General features: G+C 67.7%; 15 protein-coding genes and 1 tRNA gene. 11 read left to right on the plus strand and 5 right to left on the minus strand.

Annotation, left to right across the window (positions count from 1 at the left end; all coding sequences use genetic code 11):
* Positions 1-67 precede the first annotated feature (67 nt).
* The 3 genes from KW843_RS23270 (at position 68) to KW843_RS23280 (ending at position 2382) form a co-directional block, all read left to right on the plus strand.
* Positions 68-553, plus strand: a complete 486-nt coding sequence (locus tag KW843_RS23270; protein WP_218297518.1) for a YajQ family cyclic di-GMP-binding protein — start codon at positions 68-70, stop codon at positions 551-553.
* A gap of 142 nt (positions 554-695) precedes the next feature.
* The gene (locus tag KW843_RS23275) at positions 696-1343 is read left to right on the plus strand and encodes a TIGR02281 family clan AA aspartic protease (protein WP_218297519.1); all 648 of its coding nucleotides are present in this window, start codon (positions 696-698) and stop codon (positions 1341-1343) included.
* A gap of 19 nt (positions 1344-1362) precedes the next feature.
* The gene (locus KW843_RS23280) at positions 1363-2382 is read left to right on the plus strand and encodes an HD-GYP domain-containing protein (RefSeq protein ID WP_218297520.1); all 1020 of its coding nucleotides are present in this window, start codon (positions 1363-1365) and stop codon (positions 2380-2382) included.
* Positions 2383-2470: 88 nt separating this feature from the next.
* Here KW843_RS23280 and plsY read toward each other — a convergent pair whose 3' ends face one another.
* The 3 genes from plsY to KW843_RS23295 all read right to left on the minus strand — a co-directional run bounded on the left by plsY (position 2471) and on the right by KW843_RS23295 (position 4717).
* On the minus strand, positions 2471-3133 hold the full coding sequence (gene plsY / locus KW843_RS23285) for a glycerol-3-phosphate 1-O-acyltransferase PlsY (protein WP_218297521.1): 663 nt from the start codon (positions 3131-3133) through the stop codon (positions 2471-2473).
* Between the two features lie 78 nt (positions 3134-3211).
* Entirely contained in the window at positions 3212-3703 is a 492-nt protein-coding gene (locus tag KW843_RS23290; protein ID WP_218297522.1) for an aminoacyl-tRNA deacylase, read from the minus strand.
* Positions 3704-3757: 54 nt separating this feature from the next.
* Positions 3758-4717, minus strand: coding sequence for a LysR family transcriptional regulator (locus KW843_RS23295; RefSeq protein WP_218297523.1), 960 nt, complete (start codon positions 4715-4717; stop codon positions 3758-3760).
* A gap of 178 nt (positions 4718-4895) precedes the next feature.
* Between KW843_RS23295 and KW843_RS23300 the strand changes: the two genes are divergently transcribed.
* Positions 4896-5882, plus strand: coding sequence for a tripartite tricarboxylate transporter substrate binding protein (locus KW843_RS23300; protein ID WP_218297524.1), 987 nt, complete (start codon positions 4896-4898; stop codon positions 5880-5882).
* Positions 5883-5903: 21 nt separating this feature from the next.
* Positions 5904-7334, plus strand: a complete 1431-nt coding sequence (locus tag KW843_RS23305; protein WP_218297525.1) for a M20 family metallopeptidase — start codon at positions 5904-5906, stop codon at positions 7332-7334.
* Positions 7335-7475: 141 nt separating this feature from the next.
* On the opposite strand, the gene KW843_RS23310 is transcribed toward KW843_RS23305, so the two are convergent.
* On the minus strand, positions 7476-8537 hold the full coding sequence (locus KW843_RS23310; protein WP_218297526.1) for an aldo/keto reductase: 1062 nt from the start codon (positions 8535-8537) through the stop codon (positions 7476-7478).
* Between the two features lie 340 nt (positions 8538-8877).
* On the opposite strand from KW843_RS23310, the gene KW843_RS23315 reads away from it, so the two are divergent.
* The 6 genes from KW843_RS23315 to KW843_RS23340 all read left to right on the plus strand — a co-directional run bounded on the left by KW843_RS23315 (position 8878) and on the right by KW843_RS23340 (position 15611).
* Positions 8878-9786: an alpha/beta fold hydrolase gene (locus KW843_RS23315; RefSeq protein WP_218297527.1), complete on the plus strand. Its 909-nt coding sequence runs from the start codon at positions 8878-8880 to the stop codon at positions 9784-9786.
* A gap of 202 nt (positions 9787-9988) precedes the next feature.
* Positions 9989-11093 (plus strand): peptide chain release factor 2 gene (gene prfB, locus KW843_RS23320; RefSeq protein WP_218297528.1). Its coding sequence is split into 2 segments (ribosomal slippage): positions 9989-10069 and positions 10071-11093, totalling 1104 coding nucleotides; the frame shifts between segments, so codons are not numbered across the junction.
* The gene (locus KW843_RS23325) at positions 11093-11767 is read left to right on the plus strand and encodes an HAD family phosphatase (RefSeq protein ID WP_218297529.1); all 675 of its coding nucleotides are present in this window, start codon (positions 11093-11095) and stop codon (positions 11765-11767) included. The genes prfB and KW843_RS23325 overlap by 1 nt, the downstream gene beginning before the upstream one ends.
* Positions 11751-14492, plus strand: a complete 2742-nt coding sequence (pepN, locus tag KW843_RS23330; protein WP_218297530.1) for an aminopeptidase N — start codon at positions 11751-11753, stop codon at positions 14490-14492. Before KW843_RS23325 ends, pepN begins: the two co-directional genes overlap by 17 nt.
* Before the next feature lie 23 nt (positions 14493-14515).
* Complete coding sequence (locus tag KW843_RS23335; RefSeq protein ID WP_218297531.1) at positions 14516-15523, plus strand: class 1 fructose-bisphosphatase; 1008 nt, start codon at positions 14516-14518, stop codon at positions 15521-15523.
* Between the two features lie 12 nt (positions 15524-15535).
* Positions 15536-15611 (plus strand) — tRNA-Thr (locus KW843_RS23340).
* Between the two features lie 101 nt (positions 15612-15712).
* Here the strand turns inward: KW843_RS23340 and KW843_RS23345 are convergent.
* Positions 15713-17467, minus strand: coding sequence for a bifunctional protein-serine/threonine kinase/phosphatase (locus KW843_RS23345; protein WP_218297532.1), 1755 nt, complete (start codon positions 17465-17467; stop codon positions 15713-15715).
* Positions 17468-17545: the final 78 nt, after the last annotated feature.

The following is a 17545-nucleotide window of genomic DNA, read 5'->3' on the forward strand; positions in this document are numbered from 1 at the left end:
GATTGTCGCACCGGGCCCTTCCGGCCCCCTGCGAATTGCACCGTTTCCCCTGAGATTGAGAGCCACCATGCCATCTTTTGACACCGTCTGCGAAGCCAACCTCGTCGAAGTGAAAAACGCGGTCGAGAACACCGCCAAGGAAATCGCCACCCGCTTCGACTTCAAGGGCACTTCGGCCAGCATCGAGATCAAGGACAAGGACATCACGCTGATCGGCGACGCCGACTTCCAGCTCACCCAGATCGAGGACGTGCTGCGCAACAAGCTCACCAAGCGCAACGTCGATGTGCGCTTTCTCGACCTGGGCGATGTCCAGAAAATGGGTGGCGACAAGGTCAAGCAGGTCATCAAGGTGCGCAACGGCATCGAAAGCGAGCTGGCCAAGAAGATCCAGAAGCTGCTCAAGGAGAGCAAGCTCAAGGTGCAGGGCGCCATCCAGGAAGACAAGGTGCGCGTGACCGGCGCCAAGCGCGACGACCTGCAGGCGGCCATGGCGCTCATCCGCAAGGACGTGACCGACGTGCCCCTGTCCTTCGACAACTTCCGCGACTGAGATGGAGCACCCCCTGAGTCGCTTCGCGCCTTCCCCCTCCAGGGGGACGACGCCCTCGCTGCGGGGCGGCCCTGGCTTGGCGTCCCTCACCTGGGCCGCGCCAGTTCCGAGGTACGGGGGAGGCGCACAGCGCCATCGACGAATGACGATCCACTCCTTTGCTCTGGCCGCGCTGGTTGCTCTGTGCTTGGCCCCGTCCTGGGCTCATGCGCAGGCGGTGGCGCTGGCGGGCATGCTGGGCAGCAAGGCCTTGCTGGTGGTGGATGCCAACCCACCCAAGGCGGTGGGTGCTGGGGATGAGTACCAGGGCGTCAAGGTCATTACCGTCACCAAAGAAGAAGCCACCATCGAAGTCAATGGCACGCGCCGCACCCTGCGGCTGGGCGAGGCCCCCGTGAGCGTGGGCAGCCGGGGAGGCAGCGGCAAGCGCATTGTGCTGATGGCCGACAGCCGCGGGCATTTCGTCAACAGCGGCACGATCAACGGCCGCGTGATGCAGTACATGGTCGACACGGGCGCCTCCACCGTGGCCATCGGGCGGCCCGACGCGGAGCGGATGGGCCTGAACTACCAGAGCGGCCAGCCCGTGCGCATGAGCACCGCCAACGGGGTGGCACAAGGGTGGCGCATGAAGCTCGACTCGGTGCGCATCGGCGACGTCGAGGTGTTCGGGGTCGAAGCCGTCATCACCTCGCAGGCCATGCCCTACGTGCTGCTGGGCAACAGCTTCCTGACCGAGTTCCAGATGACCCGCATCAACGACCAGATGGTGCTGGAAAAGCGCAACTGAGCCCCCGACGCGCACCGCCATGTCCGTCCACCATCACGCCGGCCACCACCACGCCGAAGGCGAATACGAGGACCTGCTGAGCCTGTGGGCGGACCTGGAGTCCGCGCTGTCGGTGCTGCTGTCCCGCCCGCTGCAGGTGCAGGACTTCGCCGCCAAGGTGCGCCAGTTCGATGGCTGGCTGCAAGACCTGGTGGCACACGATATCGACGCCGCGCTGTACCTGATGTTCCAGCTGGCCTCCACCTCCACCGTGGGCTACAGCGCCTCCCACGCCCTGGTGTGCGGCACGCTGTGCCACATCATGGCCCATGAGCTGGAACTGCCCGCGCGCGAGCGCGACAGCCTGGTGCGCGCGGCCTTGACCATGAACATCGGCATGACCGCCCTGCAGGACGAACTGGCCGAGCAGCGCGAGCGCCCCACCACGGCCCAGCAGGAGGCCATCAAGAGCCACCCGCTGGAAAGCCAGGCGCTGCTGGAGCGCCTGTTCATCAATGACGCGCTCTGGCTGGACGTGGTCGGGCAGCACCACGCCAGCATTGCCGACCGTGTTCCGCTGGCCCAGCAAGAGCCCGAAGACCGCCTCACCCGCGTCCTGAGCACCATTGACCGCTACGCGGCCATGATCAGCCCGCGCAAGTCGCGCGCAGGCCGCAGCGCGACCGATTCGGTGCGCGCCCTCGTGGGCCAGGAAGTGGACCAGCGCGATGAAGTGAGCTACACCCTGGTGCGCTCCATCGGGCTGTGCCCGCCAGGCACCTTCGTGAAGCTCGACAACGGCGAGACGGCCATCGTGCTGCGCCGCAGCGAAAAGGCCAACCACCCTTTGGTGGCAAGCCTGCTGGACCGCAGCGGCCACCACCACGCCCAGCCCAGCCTGTACCAGACAGCCAGTGGAAAACCCCGCATCCAGTCCGCGCTGGCCCGCTCCGCCGTGGGGCTGGAGCTCAACCACCGCACCATGGTGCGCCTGGGACTGTATGCGGCACAGCACAGCGCGGGGCTGCGGGGACTCATCACCGGGCCAGGGTCGCTCTGATCCCGATGAAAAAACCGGGTGGGGCCATGCAAAAAAAAGGCGGCTCCCGGCCGCCTTGGTGCCCGGCAGCGGCCAGCGCCGCCCGGCCTCAGCGCTTGCCGGGTGCCGCCTCGGCTCCCGGCTTGGCCTTCTTGCTGCCCAGGCGCGACTCCTTGCCTTCGATGAGCCGCTGGATGTTCTCCTTGTGGCGCCATGCCAGCAGCACGCCCATCACGACGATGGACGCGGCAATCGTGCCTTCGGCGTACCACACCACGCCATCCACCAGCAGGTAGTACACCGGAGCGAATGCCGCGGCCACCAGCGAGGCAAGCGACGAATATCGGAAGAAGAAGGCGATGATGAGCCAGGTGACGGCCGTGGCCAGCCCCAGCCAGACGCTGATGCCCAGCAGCACGCCCAGCGCCGTGGCCACGCCCTTGCCGCCCTGGAAGCGGAAGAAAACCGGCCACAGGTGGCCCAGGAAGGCGGCCAGACCCACCATGGCCACGGTGCCGTCCTCCAGCCCGTAGGGGCGGCCGAACCACATCACCAGCGCCACGGGCAGCCAGCCCTTCAGGGCGTCGAGCAGCAGCGTCACGATGGCCGCGGCCTTGCTGCCCGACCGCAGCACATTGGTCGCCCCCGGATTCTTGCTGCCATAGGTGCGCGGGTCGCTCAGTCCCATCACGCGCGTCACGATGACGGCGAAAGAGAGCGAGCCCAGCAGGTAGGCGGCCACGGCGGCGAGAACGGGATAGACGGCGGTCAAAGCAACTCCTCGGTAATCGGATGGTTCAGCCCTTGGAGGCTGTTCAATGGCTATTCATGGGCTGTTTTTCCCGGCGGCCTATTCTGCCAGCGCGCAATGCACGGGCTTCGCCCCCAGCAGCTGTACACACACCTGCGGGTCCAGCTGCACCAGAAAGCCCCTGCGCCCGCCGTTGATGGCGATGCGGGGCAAGGCGAGGATGGTCTCCTCGATGTACACCGGCATGGCGCGCCGTGTGCCGAACGGCGAAGTGCCACCCACCAGGTAGCCACTCTGGCGGTTGGCCACCTCGGGGGCACAGGGCTCCACCGACTTGGCGCCGATCTGGCGTGCGAGGTTCTTGGTGGAGACCTTGCGGTTGCCGTGCATCAGCACCAGCAGCGGCTTGGCATCCTGGTCCTGCATGACCAGCGTCTTGACCACGGTGAAGGGGTCGAGCCCCAGCACCTCGGCGCTGTGCAATGCGCCTCCGTGCTCCAGGTAGTCATAGGGGTGTTCGGTGAAAGCCACCTTGTTGGCCTTGAGCAACTGGGTGGCTTGGGTCTCGGAAACGTGTTCTTTCTTGGCCATGGTGCGGTGTGCGTAGGAAGCGAATGGTATCCAGTTGTGAACGCCCCTCGGCGGTCAGGGTGCGGCGGGCCGCATGGCCACCGCGGTCCTGCGCCGCCCCACCTTGCGCTTGCCGTACTGCTCGATGGCCGCCACCAGCGCCTGCGTGAACTGCAGCACCAGGGCCGACGGGACCCGCCCCTCGGCCGCCAGCACCTGCAGGCGCCGCTGCTGCAGCTGTGTTTCATCGAACGGCCTGGCCGCCAGCAGCCCGGCCTCCACCCAGCGCGCAGCCGTCAGATAGCTGGCCAGGGCCACGTCCTGGCCGCTGAGCAGCGGCAGCAGCGCCGAGGAAAAATTGCTCTCCACGGCAGGCACGTAGCGCAGGCCCTGCACCGCGCAGCTCAGGTCAAACAGCTGCCGCCCGGTGATGCTGCTGGCCCCCAGCAGCAGCGGGTAGCGCACCACATCGGCCACCGACACGCTGCGCTGGCGCGCGAGCGGGTGCTGCGCCGGCATGATGGCGTAGATCGGTGCAATGGCCGAGTGCAGCAGCTGCAGCCCCTTCTCGGGAGCGACGCTGTATTTCAGCGCCAGGTCGACCTCGCCGCGCAGCGCCAGGGCCGACACCTCGTGCGGCACGGCCACCTGCAACTGCAGCTGCACCTGCGGGTGCGCCTGCCGGAAGGCCGACATCACCAGGGGCATGAAGGTGGCGGCGAAGCCCTCGGTGCAGGCCACGCGCACGCGCACCGCGCCTTGGGCCGACAGCCCCCGCAACTGCGCCATGAGCTCCACGGACTGCACGTCATGGGCGTTGGCATGCGCCAGCAGGCGGGTGCCCGCCTCGGTCAAGGCCATGCCGCGCGCCTGGCGCTCGAACAGCACCACCCCCAGGCTGTCCTCCAGCTTGCCAAGCTGGCGGCTCACGGCGGACGCGGCCACATGCAGACGCTGCGCCGCCTGGTTGACGGAGCCGGTGCGCGCCACTTCCAGAAAGTAGCGCAGGGGCAGGCTGAGCAGTGAAACGGGCATGGTGGGGCAATGAACAAAAAGAGAATGGTCAATTGCCAAATCTCTATCCATGGCAATGGTAAACCGGCGCCCATCTTGCATGGTTTAAGGCTCCAATTCACCCATGGCCGTGTGCCACAGCGGTGCCGCCTTCAAGGTGGCACCGCCTGCGCCACGGGCCCCACCTTCCGGAGTCCGCATGAAACGCCTTGTTCAAGCCTCTTTGCTGTCCGCCGCCCTGTCCTGCGCCGCCAGCCTCTCCCATGCCCAGGCGGCGCCCGCCGATGCGTGGCCCCAGCGCCCGGTGCGCATGGTCGTGCCCTTTCCGCCCGGCGGCGGCACGGATGCCGTGGCCCGCGCACTGGGCCAGAAGCTGTCGGTGCGCCTGGGCAAGCCCGTGGTCATCGACAACAAGCCAGGGGCCTCCACCATCATCGGGACCGAGGCCGTGGTGCGGGCAGACCCCGACGGCTACACGCTGCTGGTGTCTGGCTCCACCAGCTACACGGTGAACCCGGCCCTGCGCAGCAAGCTGCCCTACGACCCCGCCAGGGACCTGGTGCCCGTGGCCACCGTGGCCCGCGCGCCCCTGGTGCTGGTGGTCAGCGCCACCGCGCCCTACAAGGACCTGAACGCGCTGATCGCCGCCGCCAAGGCCGCGCCCAAGGGCATTCACTACGCCACGTTCGGTTCCGGCTCGGGCCCGCACCTGGCGGGGGCGCTGCTGGAGCAGGCCGCGGGCATCAAGCTGCAGGACGTGCCCTACCGGGGCAGCAGCCAGTCGCTGATGGCCCTCATCGGCGGGGAAATCCAGCTCGGCATCGACACCGTGGCCGCCGCCGCGCCGCAGGTGAAGGCCGGCAAGCTGCGCGCGCTGGCGATTGCGGGCAAATCGCGCTCGAGCATGCTGCCCGGCGTGCCCACGGTGGAAGAACTGAAGCTGCCCGATGCGGTGTTCGACGCCTGGTATGCCATTGCCGCACCCGCCAGGACACCGGCGGCCATCATCAGGAAGCTGGTGGCTGACGTGGAGGCCGTGACCCGCGACAGCGGCATGCAGGAGCAGATGCGCGCCCAGGGCATGGAACCCGTGCACCTGGGGCCCGCGGCCACGCGCGCCGTGATCGACGACGAGATTGGCCGCTACCGTGCGCTGGCCCACCGCGCGCAGATCGTGGTGGAGTGAAGCTGACAAAAGGAGAACACGATGAACCGAGAGCAACTGATCCAGAACGTCCAGCGCTACTTCGACGACGGCCGCTTTGCCGGCGACCTGCGCCGCCGCGTGGCCTGGCGCACCGAGAGCGACACCGGCAAGGTGCCGCCTGAACTGCGCACCTACCTCACCGACGAAATGGTGCCGTGGCTTGCGCCCCTGGGCTTCGAATGCCAGGTGCTGGACAATCCCTCGCCCCTGGGCGGGCCCTTCCTCATCGCCCGGCGCGTGGAAGACCCGGCCCTGCCGACCGTGCTGACCTACGGGCACGGCGACGTGGTCAATGGCCAGGAGAGCAACTGGCGCGAAGGCCTCTCGCCCTGGGAACTGACCATCGAGGGCGAGCGCTGGTATGGCCGTGGCACCGCCGACAACAAGGGCCAGCACACGGTGAGCCTGGCGGCCCTGGCCCACGCCATCGAGGCGCGCGGCGGCCGGCTGGGCTACAACGTGACCTTGATCATGGAGATGGGCGAAGAGGCCGGCTCGCCCGGCCTGGGCGCGTTCTGCGAGCAGCACAGCGACGCGCTGAAGGCCGACCTGTTCGTCGCCAGCGACGGCCCGCGCGTGAATGCGGGCCACCCCACCCTCTTCCTGGGCTCGCGCGGCGCGATCAACTTCTCGCTCACCGTGCGCAGCCGCGACAAGGCCTATCACTCGGGCAACTGGGGTGGCGTGCTGGCCAATCCGGCCACCGTGCTCACGCACGCGCTGGCCACGCTCGTCGATGCCAAAGGCCGCATCCTCGTCAAGGGCCTGCTGCCGCCCGCGGTGCCCGGCAAGCTGCGCACCGCCCTCAAGGATGTGGTGATCGGCGCAGGCGCCGACGACCCCGCGCTCACGCCCGGCTGGGGCGAGCCGGGCCTCACGCCGGCCGAGCAGTTGGTGGGCTGGAACACGCTCGAAGTGCTGGCCCTGGGCGCGGGCTCTCCCCAGCGCCCGGTCAATGCCATTCCGTCCGGTGCGGTGGCGCACTGCCAGCTGCGCTTCGTGGTGGGCACCGACTGGCGCAACGTCGAGCGCACGCTGCGCGAACACCTGGACGCCCGTGGCTTCACCGACGTGGCCATCGGCATGGGCATGGTGTGCGGCGCCACGCGGCTGGACCTGCACAACCCCTGGGTGGACTGGACGCTGGCATCGCTGCAGGCCAGCGCGGGCCAGCGCGCCACGCTGCTGCCCAACCTGGCGGGCTCGCTGCCCAACGACATCTTCGCCGACCAGCTGGGCCTGCCCACGTTGTGGGTGCCGCATTCGTACCCGGCCTGTGCCCAGCACGCGCCCAACGAGCATCTGCTGGCCTCCGTGGCGCGCGAAGGGCTGGCGGTGATGGCGGGCTTGTTCTGGGACCTGGGCGAGGCCCAAGGCGTGCCGTGGAAAGCCGGCGCGCTGAGCACACCAGAAGCCCCGGCGACGGCGTGAGCTACTGGCCGCGACCCATTGCGCGTGGCCTGAAAAACTGGCGCGGCCCCAGGCGAGAGACACCAGGCAAGGGCCGCCCCGCAGCGAGGGTGTCGTCCCCCTTCAAGGGGGAAGGCGCCGCAGGCGACTCAGGGGGAGCCCTTACAGTGCCGGGTCGCGCACTTCCCAGCGGATCGCGTCGATCGCCTGCAGCACCTCGGGCGGCAGCTGGGTGCCCCAGGCGTTCAGGTCTTCGTCGAGCTGCGCCACCGACGTGACGCCGATGATCGTGCTGGCCACCTGCCACTTGGTGTAGCAGAACGCCAGCGCCATCTGGGTGGGCGTGAGGCCGTTGTCGCGGGCCAGCTGGTTGTATCGGCGCGCGGCGGCCAGCGCCTCGGGGCGACCCCAGCGCTGCTTGCGCACGGATTCGTACGTGGCGATGCGCGCACCCTGCGGGGCACCCGGGCCGGTGAGGCCGCTGCCGTCGTACTTGCCCGTCAGCAGGCCAAAGCCCAGGGGCGAATACGCCAGCAGCCCGACATTCAAGCGATGGCAGGTTTCATCCAGGCCGTTTTCCCAGGTCCGGTTGATCAGGCAATACGGGTTCTGCACCGTGGCCACGCGCGGCAGGCCGTGCTGCTCGGCCAGGCGCACGAACTCGTGCACGCCATAGGGTGTTTCGTTCGACAGGCCGATGTGGCGCACCTTGCCGGCCTTGACCAGGCCCGCCAGCGCGTCGAGCTGCTCGCGGATGGGGTTCTGCGACGTTTCCTTGGCCGGGTCGTAGTACAGGTTGCCAAAGGCAGGCACGTGGCGCTCGGGCCAGTGGATCTGATAGAGATCGATCACGTCGGTCTGCAGGCGGCGCAGGCTGCCCTCGCACGACGCCACGATGTCGGCGGCGGCCATGCCCTTGCCTTCGCGCACCCAGGGCATCCCGCGCGAAGGACCCGCCACCTTGGTGGCCACCACCAGCTTCTGGCGCGCGCCGGGGTTCCGGGCAAACCAGTTGCCGATGATGGTTTCGGTGGCGCCAAAGGTCTCGGCCCTGGCGGGCACCGAGTACATCTCGGCCGTGTCGATGAAGTTCACGCCACGGTCGAGCGAGCGCGCCAGGATGGCGTGCGAATCGGCTTCACCCACCTGCTCGCCAAAGGTCATGGTGCCCAGACAGATGGGAGTGACCTGCAGATCGCTGGTGCCGAGTTGGATTTTTTGCATGGGAAGAAGGAGTACGGGCAAACGAAGGACTGCGCAGAATAATGGATTTCGCCGTGCTCTGCAGGCCGCCTCGCCATGCCCGAAGGCCCCTGCCCCGCCATCCCGCGCGAGCTGGCTGCCGCCCTTGCCGGCGGGGCGATCGAGGGCTCCGACCACAACACGTCCATCGGCAAGGACCGTCCGGGTCCACCCGCAAGTCCACCGCATCGCCGCTGAGCCACCAGCCGCGCAGGCGACACCGAGGGCGGCAGGCATCCGGCCGCCCCATTACCATCCGGGGGCACCCGCAGGCCCTGGGCTTTGCGGGACTTTCCTGCCGCCCCACTTCGCGCCGCCGCCCATGTACACCCCGCTCAAGCCCTCCCGCAGCAGCACGCTGCCCCTGCGCCACCTGAACTACCACGTCCGCCACTGGGGCCCCGAGGACAGCGCGCTGCCCACCCTCGTCCTGCTGCACGGCTGGATGGACGTGAGCGCGTCCTACCAGTTCACGGTGGACGCGCTGCGGCAGGAGCGCCGCATCATCGCGCCCGACTGGCGCGGCTTCGGCCTGACCTCCGCCGCCCAGGCCGACCACTACTTCTTTGCCGACTACCTGGCCGACCTGGACCTGCTGCTGGACCACTGCGCGCCCGGCGAAGCCATCGACCTCGTGGGCCACAGCATGGGCGGCAACATCGCCATGATGTACGCGGGCGTGCGGCCCGAGCGCATCCGCCGCCTCGTCAACCTGGAGGGCTTCGGCATGCCCGCCTCGCGGCCCGAGCAGGCGCCCAGGCGCTATGCGCAGTGGATCGACGAGCTCAAGCAGTTGCGCAGCGGCGAGCTGGCCCTCAAGACCTACGACAGCCAGGACGGCGTGGCCCGCCGCCTCATGAAGACCAACCCGCGCCTGTCCGAAGACAAGGCCCGGTGGCTGGCCGGCCACTGGGCCCGGCCCAACGCGCAGGGCCAGTGGGAAATCCTGGGCGACCCGGCCCACAAGATCACCAGCGCGCAGCTCTACCGGCTGGACGAGGCGCTCGCGCTGTACGGCCGCATCTCCGCGCCCGTGCTGGCCGTGGAGGCCAGCGACGACAGCCTGGGCCAGTGGTGGAAAGGCAAGTACAGCCTGGAGGAATACCACCAGCGCCTGACCCATGTGCGCGACGTGCGCACCGCCGTCGTGCAGGACGCCGGGCACATGCTGCACCACGACCAGCCCGGGCAGGTGGCGCAGCTCATCGAGCATTTTCTCGCCCCCTCCTGAGCAGCCTTCAAGCAAAAATGGCCTCCAGCGCTTATCCATCAAGCGCTGGCAGCTATCATTTTTGAAAGACCCGGCATCCGATGGCGCCACCACGGGCCAAGGCGGCCCGGGCGGGCGGCCCGCCTGGGGGCTTTGCCGGGGCGCGGTGCCGTCCCATGAGAAAATCGCTGGTTTATTCCACAGAACACACAGGACAAGAATCATGGACGCAGAACGCATCAACCTCATCGGCACCACCCTCGGCGACCTGGCCCTGCGCACGCAAGAGTTACGGAGGTATCTTTGACTTCGATGCCAAATTCGAACGCCTGCGCACGGTAAACGCGTCGCTGGAAGACCCTTCGGTCTGGAACGATCCCAAGAAGGCCCAGGAGCTGGGCAAGGAACAGAAGTCGCTGAACTCCGTCGTGCTCACGCTCGACAAGCTCACGCGCGAGCTGGCCGACAACACCGAGCTCTATGAAATGAGCAAGGAAGAAGGCGACGAACCCGGCCTCCTGACCATCGAGGCCGAGACGGCCAAGCTGCGCCCGCTCATCGAAGAGCTGGAGTTCCGCCGCATGTTCAGCAACGAGGCCGACCCGCTCAACTGCTTTGTGGACATCCAGGCCGGCGCCGGCGGCACCGAGGCCTGCGACTGGGCCAGCATGCTGCTGCGCCAGTACCTCAAGTACGCCGAGCGCAAGGGCTTCAAGACCACCGTCGAGGAAGAAACCCCGGGCGACGTGGCGGGCATCAAGAGCGCCACGATCAAGGTCGAGGGCGAATACGCCTACGGCCTGCTGCGCACCGAAACCGGCGTGCACCGACTGGTGCGCAAGAGCCCGTTCGACTCGTCGGGCGGCCGCCACACCAGCTTCGCCAGCCTGTTCGTCTACCCCGAGATCGATGACTCGATCCAGATCGACATCAATCCGGCCGACGTGCGCACCGACACCTACCGCGCCTCCGGCGCGGGTGGGCAGCACATCAACAAGACCGACTCGGCCGTGCGCCTCACGCACATCCCCACCGGGATCGTGGTGCAGTGCCAGGACGGCCGCAGCCAGCACGGCAACCGCGACATCGCGTGGCAGCGACTGCGCTCGCGCCTGTACGACCACGAGATGCGCAAGCGCCAGGAAGAACAGCAAAAGCTCGAGGACACCAAGACCGACGTGGGCTGGGGCCACCAGATCCGCAGCTACGTGCTGGACAACAGCCGCATCAAGGACCTGCGCACCAACGTCGAGATCTCGGCCACGCAGAAGGTGCTGGACGGCGATCTGGACGCGTTCATCGAAGCCAGCCTGAAGCAGGGCGTGTGATGCACGCCGAGGCCATCATCTTCGACATGGACGGCACCATGATCGACTCCATGCCCTGGCACGCCAAGGCCTGGGTCGAATTCACCCGGCGCCGCGGCATGGACATCGACGTGCCCGATCTCATGGCGCGCACCACGGGCCGCAACGGCACCGAGTGCATCCGCGAGTTGCTGGGCCGCGATGTGCCGCAGGATGAGGCCGACGCGCTCACCCGCGAGAAGGAAGACATCTACCGCGAGCTGTTCGGGCCCCGCTTCACCGAAGTGGCGGGCTTTCGCCGCTTTGCCGCGCAGCTCGGCGAACGCGGCCTGAAAGTGGCCGTGGGCACCGCCGGCGATATCCACAACGTGCAGTTCGCGATGACACGCCTGGGCCTGGAGCCCGCGCCCCTGGCCATCGTGCGCGGCGACGAAGGCCTGCCCGGCAAACCCCAGCCCGCGATCTTCCTGGAGGCGGCGCGCCGCATCGGCGCCAGCCCCGCACACTGCATCGTCTTCGAGGATGCGCCTTTCGGCATCGAAGCCGCGCGCCGCGCGGGCATGCGCGCCGTGGCGATCTGCAGCACGCACAGCGCGCAGGAACTGGCCGGGCCCCATGTGCTGGCCGCCGTGCGCGACTACACCGAACTCATGAACACCGACTTTCTGGAGAGCCTCCATGTTGCAACTGCATAAAGCCGACGGAAGCGGAGAAGGCGCCGGCCCGGCCGTCGCCATCCGCCGCGAGGACTACACCGCGCCTGCCTACTGGATCGACAGCGTCGAGCTCACGTTCGACCTGGACCCCGCCAAGACCCGCGTGCTCAACCGCATGCTGCTGCGCCGCAACCCCGAGGTGGCCGAGCAGCCGCTCAAGCTCGACGGCGAGGACCTGAACCTGGCGCGCGTGCTGGTCAACGGCCAGGGCACCTCGTTCAAGATGGAGGGCTCGCGCCTGGTGCTGGAGAACCTGCCCACGGGCACGGACGCCTTCGCGCTCGAGATCTTCACCACCTGCTGCCCCGCCAAGAACACGCACCTGATGGGCCTGTACGTGAGCCAGGGCACGTTCTTCACGCAGTGCGAGGCCGAGGGCTTTCGCCGCATCACCTACTTCCTGGACCGCCCGGACGTGATGGCCAGCTACACCGTCACCCTGCGCGCCGACAAGGCCCAGTACCCGGTGCTGCTGTCCAACGGCAACCTGGTGGACAGCGGCGACCTGGAGGACGGCCGCCACTTCGCCAAGTGGGTGGACCCGCACAGGAAGCCCTGCTACCTGTTCGCCCTGGTGGCGGGCAAGCTGGTGGCCCGCGAGCAGAAGATCAAGAGCCGTTCGGGCACCGAGCACCTGCTGCAGGTGTACGTGCGCCCCGGCGACCTGGGCAAGACCGAACACGCCATGAATTCGCTGATGTACAGCGTGGCCTGGGACGAAGCCCGCTTCGGCCTGCCGCTGGACCTGGAGCGCTTCATGATCGTCGCCACCAGCGACTTCAACATGGGCGCCATGGAGAACAAGGGCCTGAACATCTTCAACACGAAGTACGTTCTGGCCAGCGAGGCCACGGCCACCGACACCGACTTCGCCAACATCGAAAGCGTGGTGGGCCACGAATACTTCCACAACTGGACCGGCAACCGCGTGACCTGCCGCGACTGGTTCCAGCTGAGCCTGAAGGAAGGCCTGACCGTCTTTCGCGACCAGGAATTCAGCCAGGACCTGGCGGGCAGCCCCTCGGCCCGCGCCGTCAAGCGCATCGAGGACGTGCGCGTGCTGCGCACCGCCCAGTTCCCCGAGGACGCGGGCCCCATGGCCCACCCGGTGCGCCCCGACAGCTACGTCGAGATCAACAACTTCTACACCGTCACCATCTACGAAAAGGGTGCCGAGGTGGTGCGCATGATGCACACCCTGGTGGGCCGCGACGGCTTCGCCAGGGGCATGAAGCTGTACTTCGAGCGCCACGACGGCCAGGCCGTGACCTGCGACGACTTCGCCCAGGCCATCGCCGATGCCAACCCCACGAGCGACCTGGCACGCCTGCTGCCCCAGTTCAAGCGCTGGTACAGCCAGGCAGGCACGCCGCGCGTGCGGGCCACGGGCCGCTACGACGCCGCCACGCGCTGCTATGCGCTCACGCTGACGCAAAGCTGCGCCCCCACGCCCGGCCAGCCCGCCAAGGAACCCTTCGTCATCCCCGTGGAGCTGGGCCTGCTCAGCGACAGCGGCGCCCCCCTGCCCCTTCACCTGGCGGGCGAAGGCGCCGCGCAGGCAGCCTCGCGCGTGGTGGTGCTGACCGAAGCCTCGCAGACGCTGACCTTCACGGACCTGGACAGAGAACCCGTGCCCTCGCTGCTGCGCAACTTCAGTGCGCCCGTGGTGCTGGACATCGACTACACCGATGCCCAGCTGCTCACCTTGCTGGCGCACGATGCCGACGCCTTCAACCGCTGGGAAGCGGGCCAGCGCCTGGCACTGCGCATTGCTATCAATGCAATAGCTGACAGCGCACAACAGGCAAGCGCTGGGGGCCATTTTGACCACAAGATCCTGCCGGCCGCGTTTGTGGAAGCGATGCGCGCGGTGCTGCGCAACCCCCTGCTGGATGCAGCCTTCAAGGAACTCGTGCTCACCCTGCCGTCCGAGACCTACATCGCCGAGCAGCTCGATGTGGTGGACCCGCAGCGCATCCACGCCGTGCGCGAAGCCATGCGCGAACAGCTGGCCCTGTCGCTGCAGGCGGACTGGGAGTCGGCCTGGGAGCAGAACCAGGACACCGGCGGCTACAGCCCCGATCCTGTCTCTTCGGGCCGCCGCGCGCTCAGCGGGCTGGCGCTGCACATGCTGTGCATCGCCGCCCAGAAGACGGGCGATGTGGTCTGGCCCGGCAAGGCCTACCAGCGCTTCAAGGTGGCCAGCAACATGACGGACCGCTTCAACGCACTGACCGCCCTGGTGGCCAGCGGCAGTGAACTGGCGGCCCCTGCCCTGGCACGCTTCCATGCGCTGTTCAAGGACGAACCCCTGGTCATCGACAAGTGGTTCGCGCTGCAGGCCGGCGCGCCGGACCGTGGCGGCAACGTGCTGCCCGCCGTGCGCCAGCTCATGCAGCACCCTGACTTCAGCCTGAAGAACCCGAACCGCGCGCGCAGCGTGATCTTCAGCTACTGCAGCGCCAACCCCGGCGCCTTCCACCGCGCAGACGCGGCGGGCTACGTGTTCTGGAGCGACCGCGTGATCGAGCTGGACGCCATCAATCCCCAGGTGGCCGCACGCCTGGCCCGGGCCCTGGACCGCTGGAAGAAACTCGCAGACCCCTGGCGCACCTCCGCGCGCGAAGCCATCGCCCGTGTTGCCGCCAGGCCCGCGCTGTCCAACGACGTGCGCGAGGTCGTGACCCGTGCACTCGCCGAATAAACCACGACCAAGAAAAGACTGACATGGCAAAAAGCATCAGCCTGACCCGCTACCTCGTTGAACAGCAACGGGTGGACGGCCTCATCCCCTCGCAACTGCGCCTGCTGCTGGAAGTGGTGGCCCGCGCCTGCAAGAGCATCAGCCACGCCGTGAACAAGGGCGCGCTGGGCGGCGTGCTGGGCACGGCCAGCAGCGAGAATGTGCAGGGCGAGATCCAGAAGAAGCTCGACATCATCGCCAACGAGGTGCTGATCGAGGCCAACGAATGGGGCGGCCACCTCGCGGCCATGGCCTCGGAGGAAATGGACGGCATCTACCTGGTGCCCAACCGCTATCCGCAAGGCGAATACCTGCTGCTGTTCGACCCCCTGGACGGCTCCAGCAACATCGACGTGAACGTGAGCATCGGGACCATCTTCAGCGTGCTGAAAAAGCCCGATGGCGACCGTGGCGTGGAGGAAGGCGACTTCCTGCAGCCCGGCACCCAGCAAGTGGCTGCGGGGTATTGCATCTATGGCCCGCAGACCACGCTCGTGCTCACCGTGGGCGACGGCGTCGCCATGTTCACGCTCGACCGCGAACAGGGCTCGTTCGTGCTCACCGAGGAGAACGTGCGCATTCCCGAGGACACCAAGGAATTCGCCATCAACATGAGCAACATGCGGCACTGGGACACGCCCGTGAAGCGCTACATCGACGAGTGCCTGCAGGGCAAGGACGGCCCGCGCGGCAAGGACTTCAACATGCGCTGGATCGCCAGCATGGTGGCGGATGTGCACCGCATCCTCACCCGCGGGGGCGTCTTCATGTACCCTTGGGACAAGCGCGAACCCAACAAACCCGGCAAGCTGCGCCTGATGTACGAGGCCAACCCCATGGGCTGGCTGGTGGAGCAGGCCGGCGGCGCCGCCACCAACGGCAAGCAGCGCATCCTGGACATCCAGCCCACCCAGCTGCACGAGCGCGTCAGCGTGATCCTGGGATCAAAAAATGAGGTGGAGCGCGTGACAGCCTACCATTCCACGCTATAATCTGAGGCTTACGCCGGTGTAGCTCAGTCGGTAGAGCAGCTCATTCGTAATGAGAAGGTCGGGTGTTCGATTCATCTCTCCGGCACCAAGTCAGCAAAGAAAGCCCCGCTATTGGATAAATGGCGGGGCTTTCTTTTTTGCGCATGCCGGGAGGGCCTGCTGCCCGGCAGCATCGCCCTTTCTGGCCGCTCAGCGCCCAAAAACACGCAACCCGGCCAGCAAGAGCACGGCCAGCGCCAGCACCAGCGTGGCGGTCTGCCAGAAAACGACCGGATTGCGCTCCACCAGCGGTGCCGCCCTGCGGCGCCGGAACCGCAGCCCTGGGGACTGCAGGTCGTGGATGAACTCCGACACCGCCTCCTGGCGCCTGGCCGGATCGGGGTGCAAGGCCTTCTGCAGCACGGCATCCAGCCAATCCGGCAGGTCGGCCCGCAAGTGGCGGACCGGCACGTACCGCAGCCGTTTCACATCACCCGCCGAGCGGATGCGCACCACCTGCAGGCCATACGGCAACTGCCCGGACAGCATCTGGTACGTGAGCACCGCCAGCGAGAACAGGTCGGAACGCGCGCTGCCCCCCATGCCCGCAAAATACTCCGGCGCGGTGTACTGCAAGGTGCCGGCAATGGATGAGCCCATGTCCAGGCCGTGCGCTTCCTCGGCCAGGCCAGCGACCAGCGTGGAGCCGAAGTCGATGATCCGGGCGGTTCCCGTGCGGTCAATCATCACGTTCTCCGGCCGCAGGTCCTGGTGCAGCATCTCCTTGCCATGGAAGGCCTGCAGTCCCTTCGCCACTTGCGCCACCAGGCTGCGCACCGCGTCGAGATCCGGGCGGGGATGGTCGATCATCCACTGCGCCAGGGTCTGGCCCTCCACGAATTCCATGGCCACGTAGACATGCTGGCGCGGCCGGTCGCTGGTGTGCGGCCGGAGCACATGGGGGCTATGGATACGCCGCGCCACCCACTCTTCCAGCAGGAAGCTGTTGAGATAGCCGGCGTCATCGCGCAACGCCGTCGATGGAGTCTTCAGCACCACCTGCTGCCCCGTCGCGTCGTCCACCGCGAGGTGCACGTGGCTGCGCGCGCTCGCGTGCAGTTCGCGCACCACGGTGTAGCCTTCGAAACGCATCCTGGGCGACAGCGGCGGCGCGAACGCGAGGCCTTCGCGCAGCGCATGCAGGCGGTGGGCTTCAGGATCGGGCAGCGCATCGATGCGCAGGATCTGCACGGTCATGTCGTCGTCGGCGCCGTGGGCCTGCGCACCCTCCACGATATCTTGCGCGGCCTGATCGAAGTCCCCGGGAAACCGTGCCAGCGCCGCATGCACTGCGGCTGCATCGAAATGCGTGTACGCACCGTCGGTGGCCAGCACGTAGAGGGCCCCCACATCGGCCGGCAGGCAGCAATAGTCGATCTCGACGTGGGCACTCGTGCCAAGCGCGCGGCCCAGGAACGATTCGGCCGACGACAGGTGGACACGGTGGTCCTGCGTCAGCTGCTCGAGCGACTGCCCGTGAAGGCGATAGATGCGCGCATCCCCCACATGCAGCACATGGACATCGCGGCCTTTCAGGATCAGCGCGCTGAAGGTGGTCACATAGCCGCGGTCCTTGTCGAAACGCGCGTGGCTGCGCATGGTCTGCGCATGCAGCCACGCATTGGTGGCACTCAGAACGCGCTGGGCCGAGCGGCGCACCGACCAGGCGTCGGAGGTGGCGTAGTAGTCGTCCAGGAAACTGCGCACCGAGGCCGCGCTGGCCTCCTGACTGACCGTGCTGGACCCTATGCCATCGGCCAGGGCGACGACGATCCCCTTGGAGCCGCGCAGCGGCTCGCCGGGCAACATGGCACCATGGAAGTCCTGGTTGACGCCCTTGCGCCCCGCCCGCGAGTGCTGGCCCAGCGTGACGCGCAGCCCGCCCGGATCCGTGCCGTGGCCCATCAGCGGTCCATGGCGCTGCACGCCACCGCCAGCCCACGCAACCGGCGCGGCCCACCCGCCAGCCGCCGCGCGGGGGCC

It is taken from the genome of Acidovorax sp. sif1233 (assembly GCF_019218755.1).
In the GTDB taxonomy this organism is placed as follows: Bacteria; Pseudomonadota; Gammaproteobacteria; order Burkholderiales; family Burkholderiaceae_C; genus Acidovorax.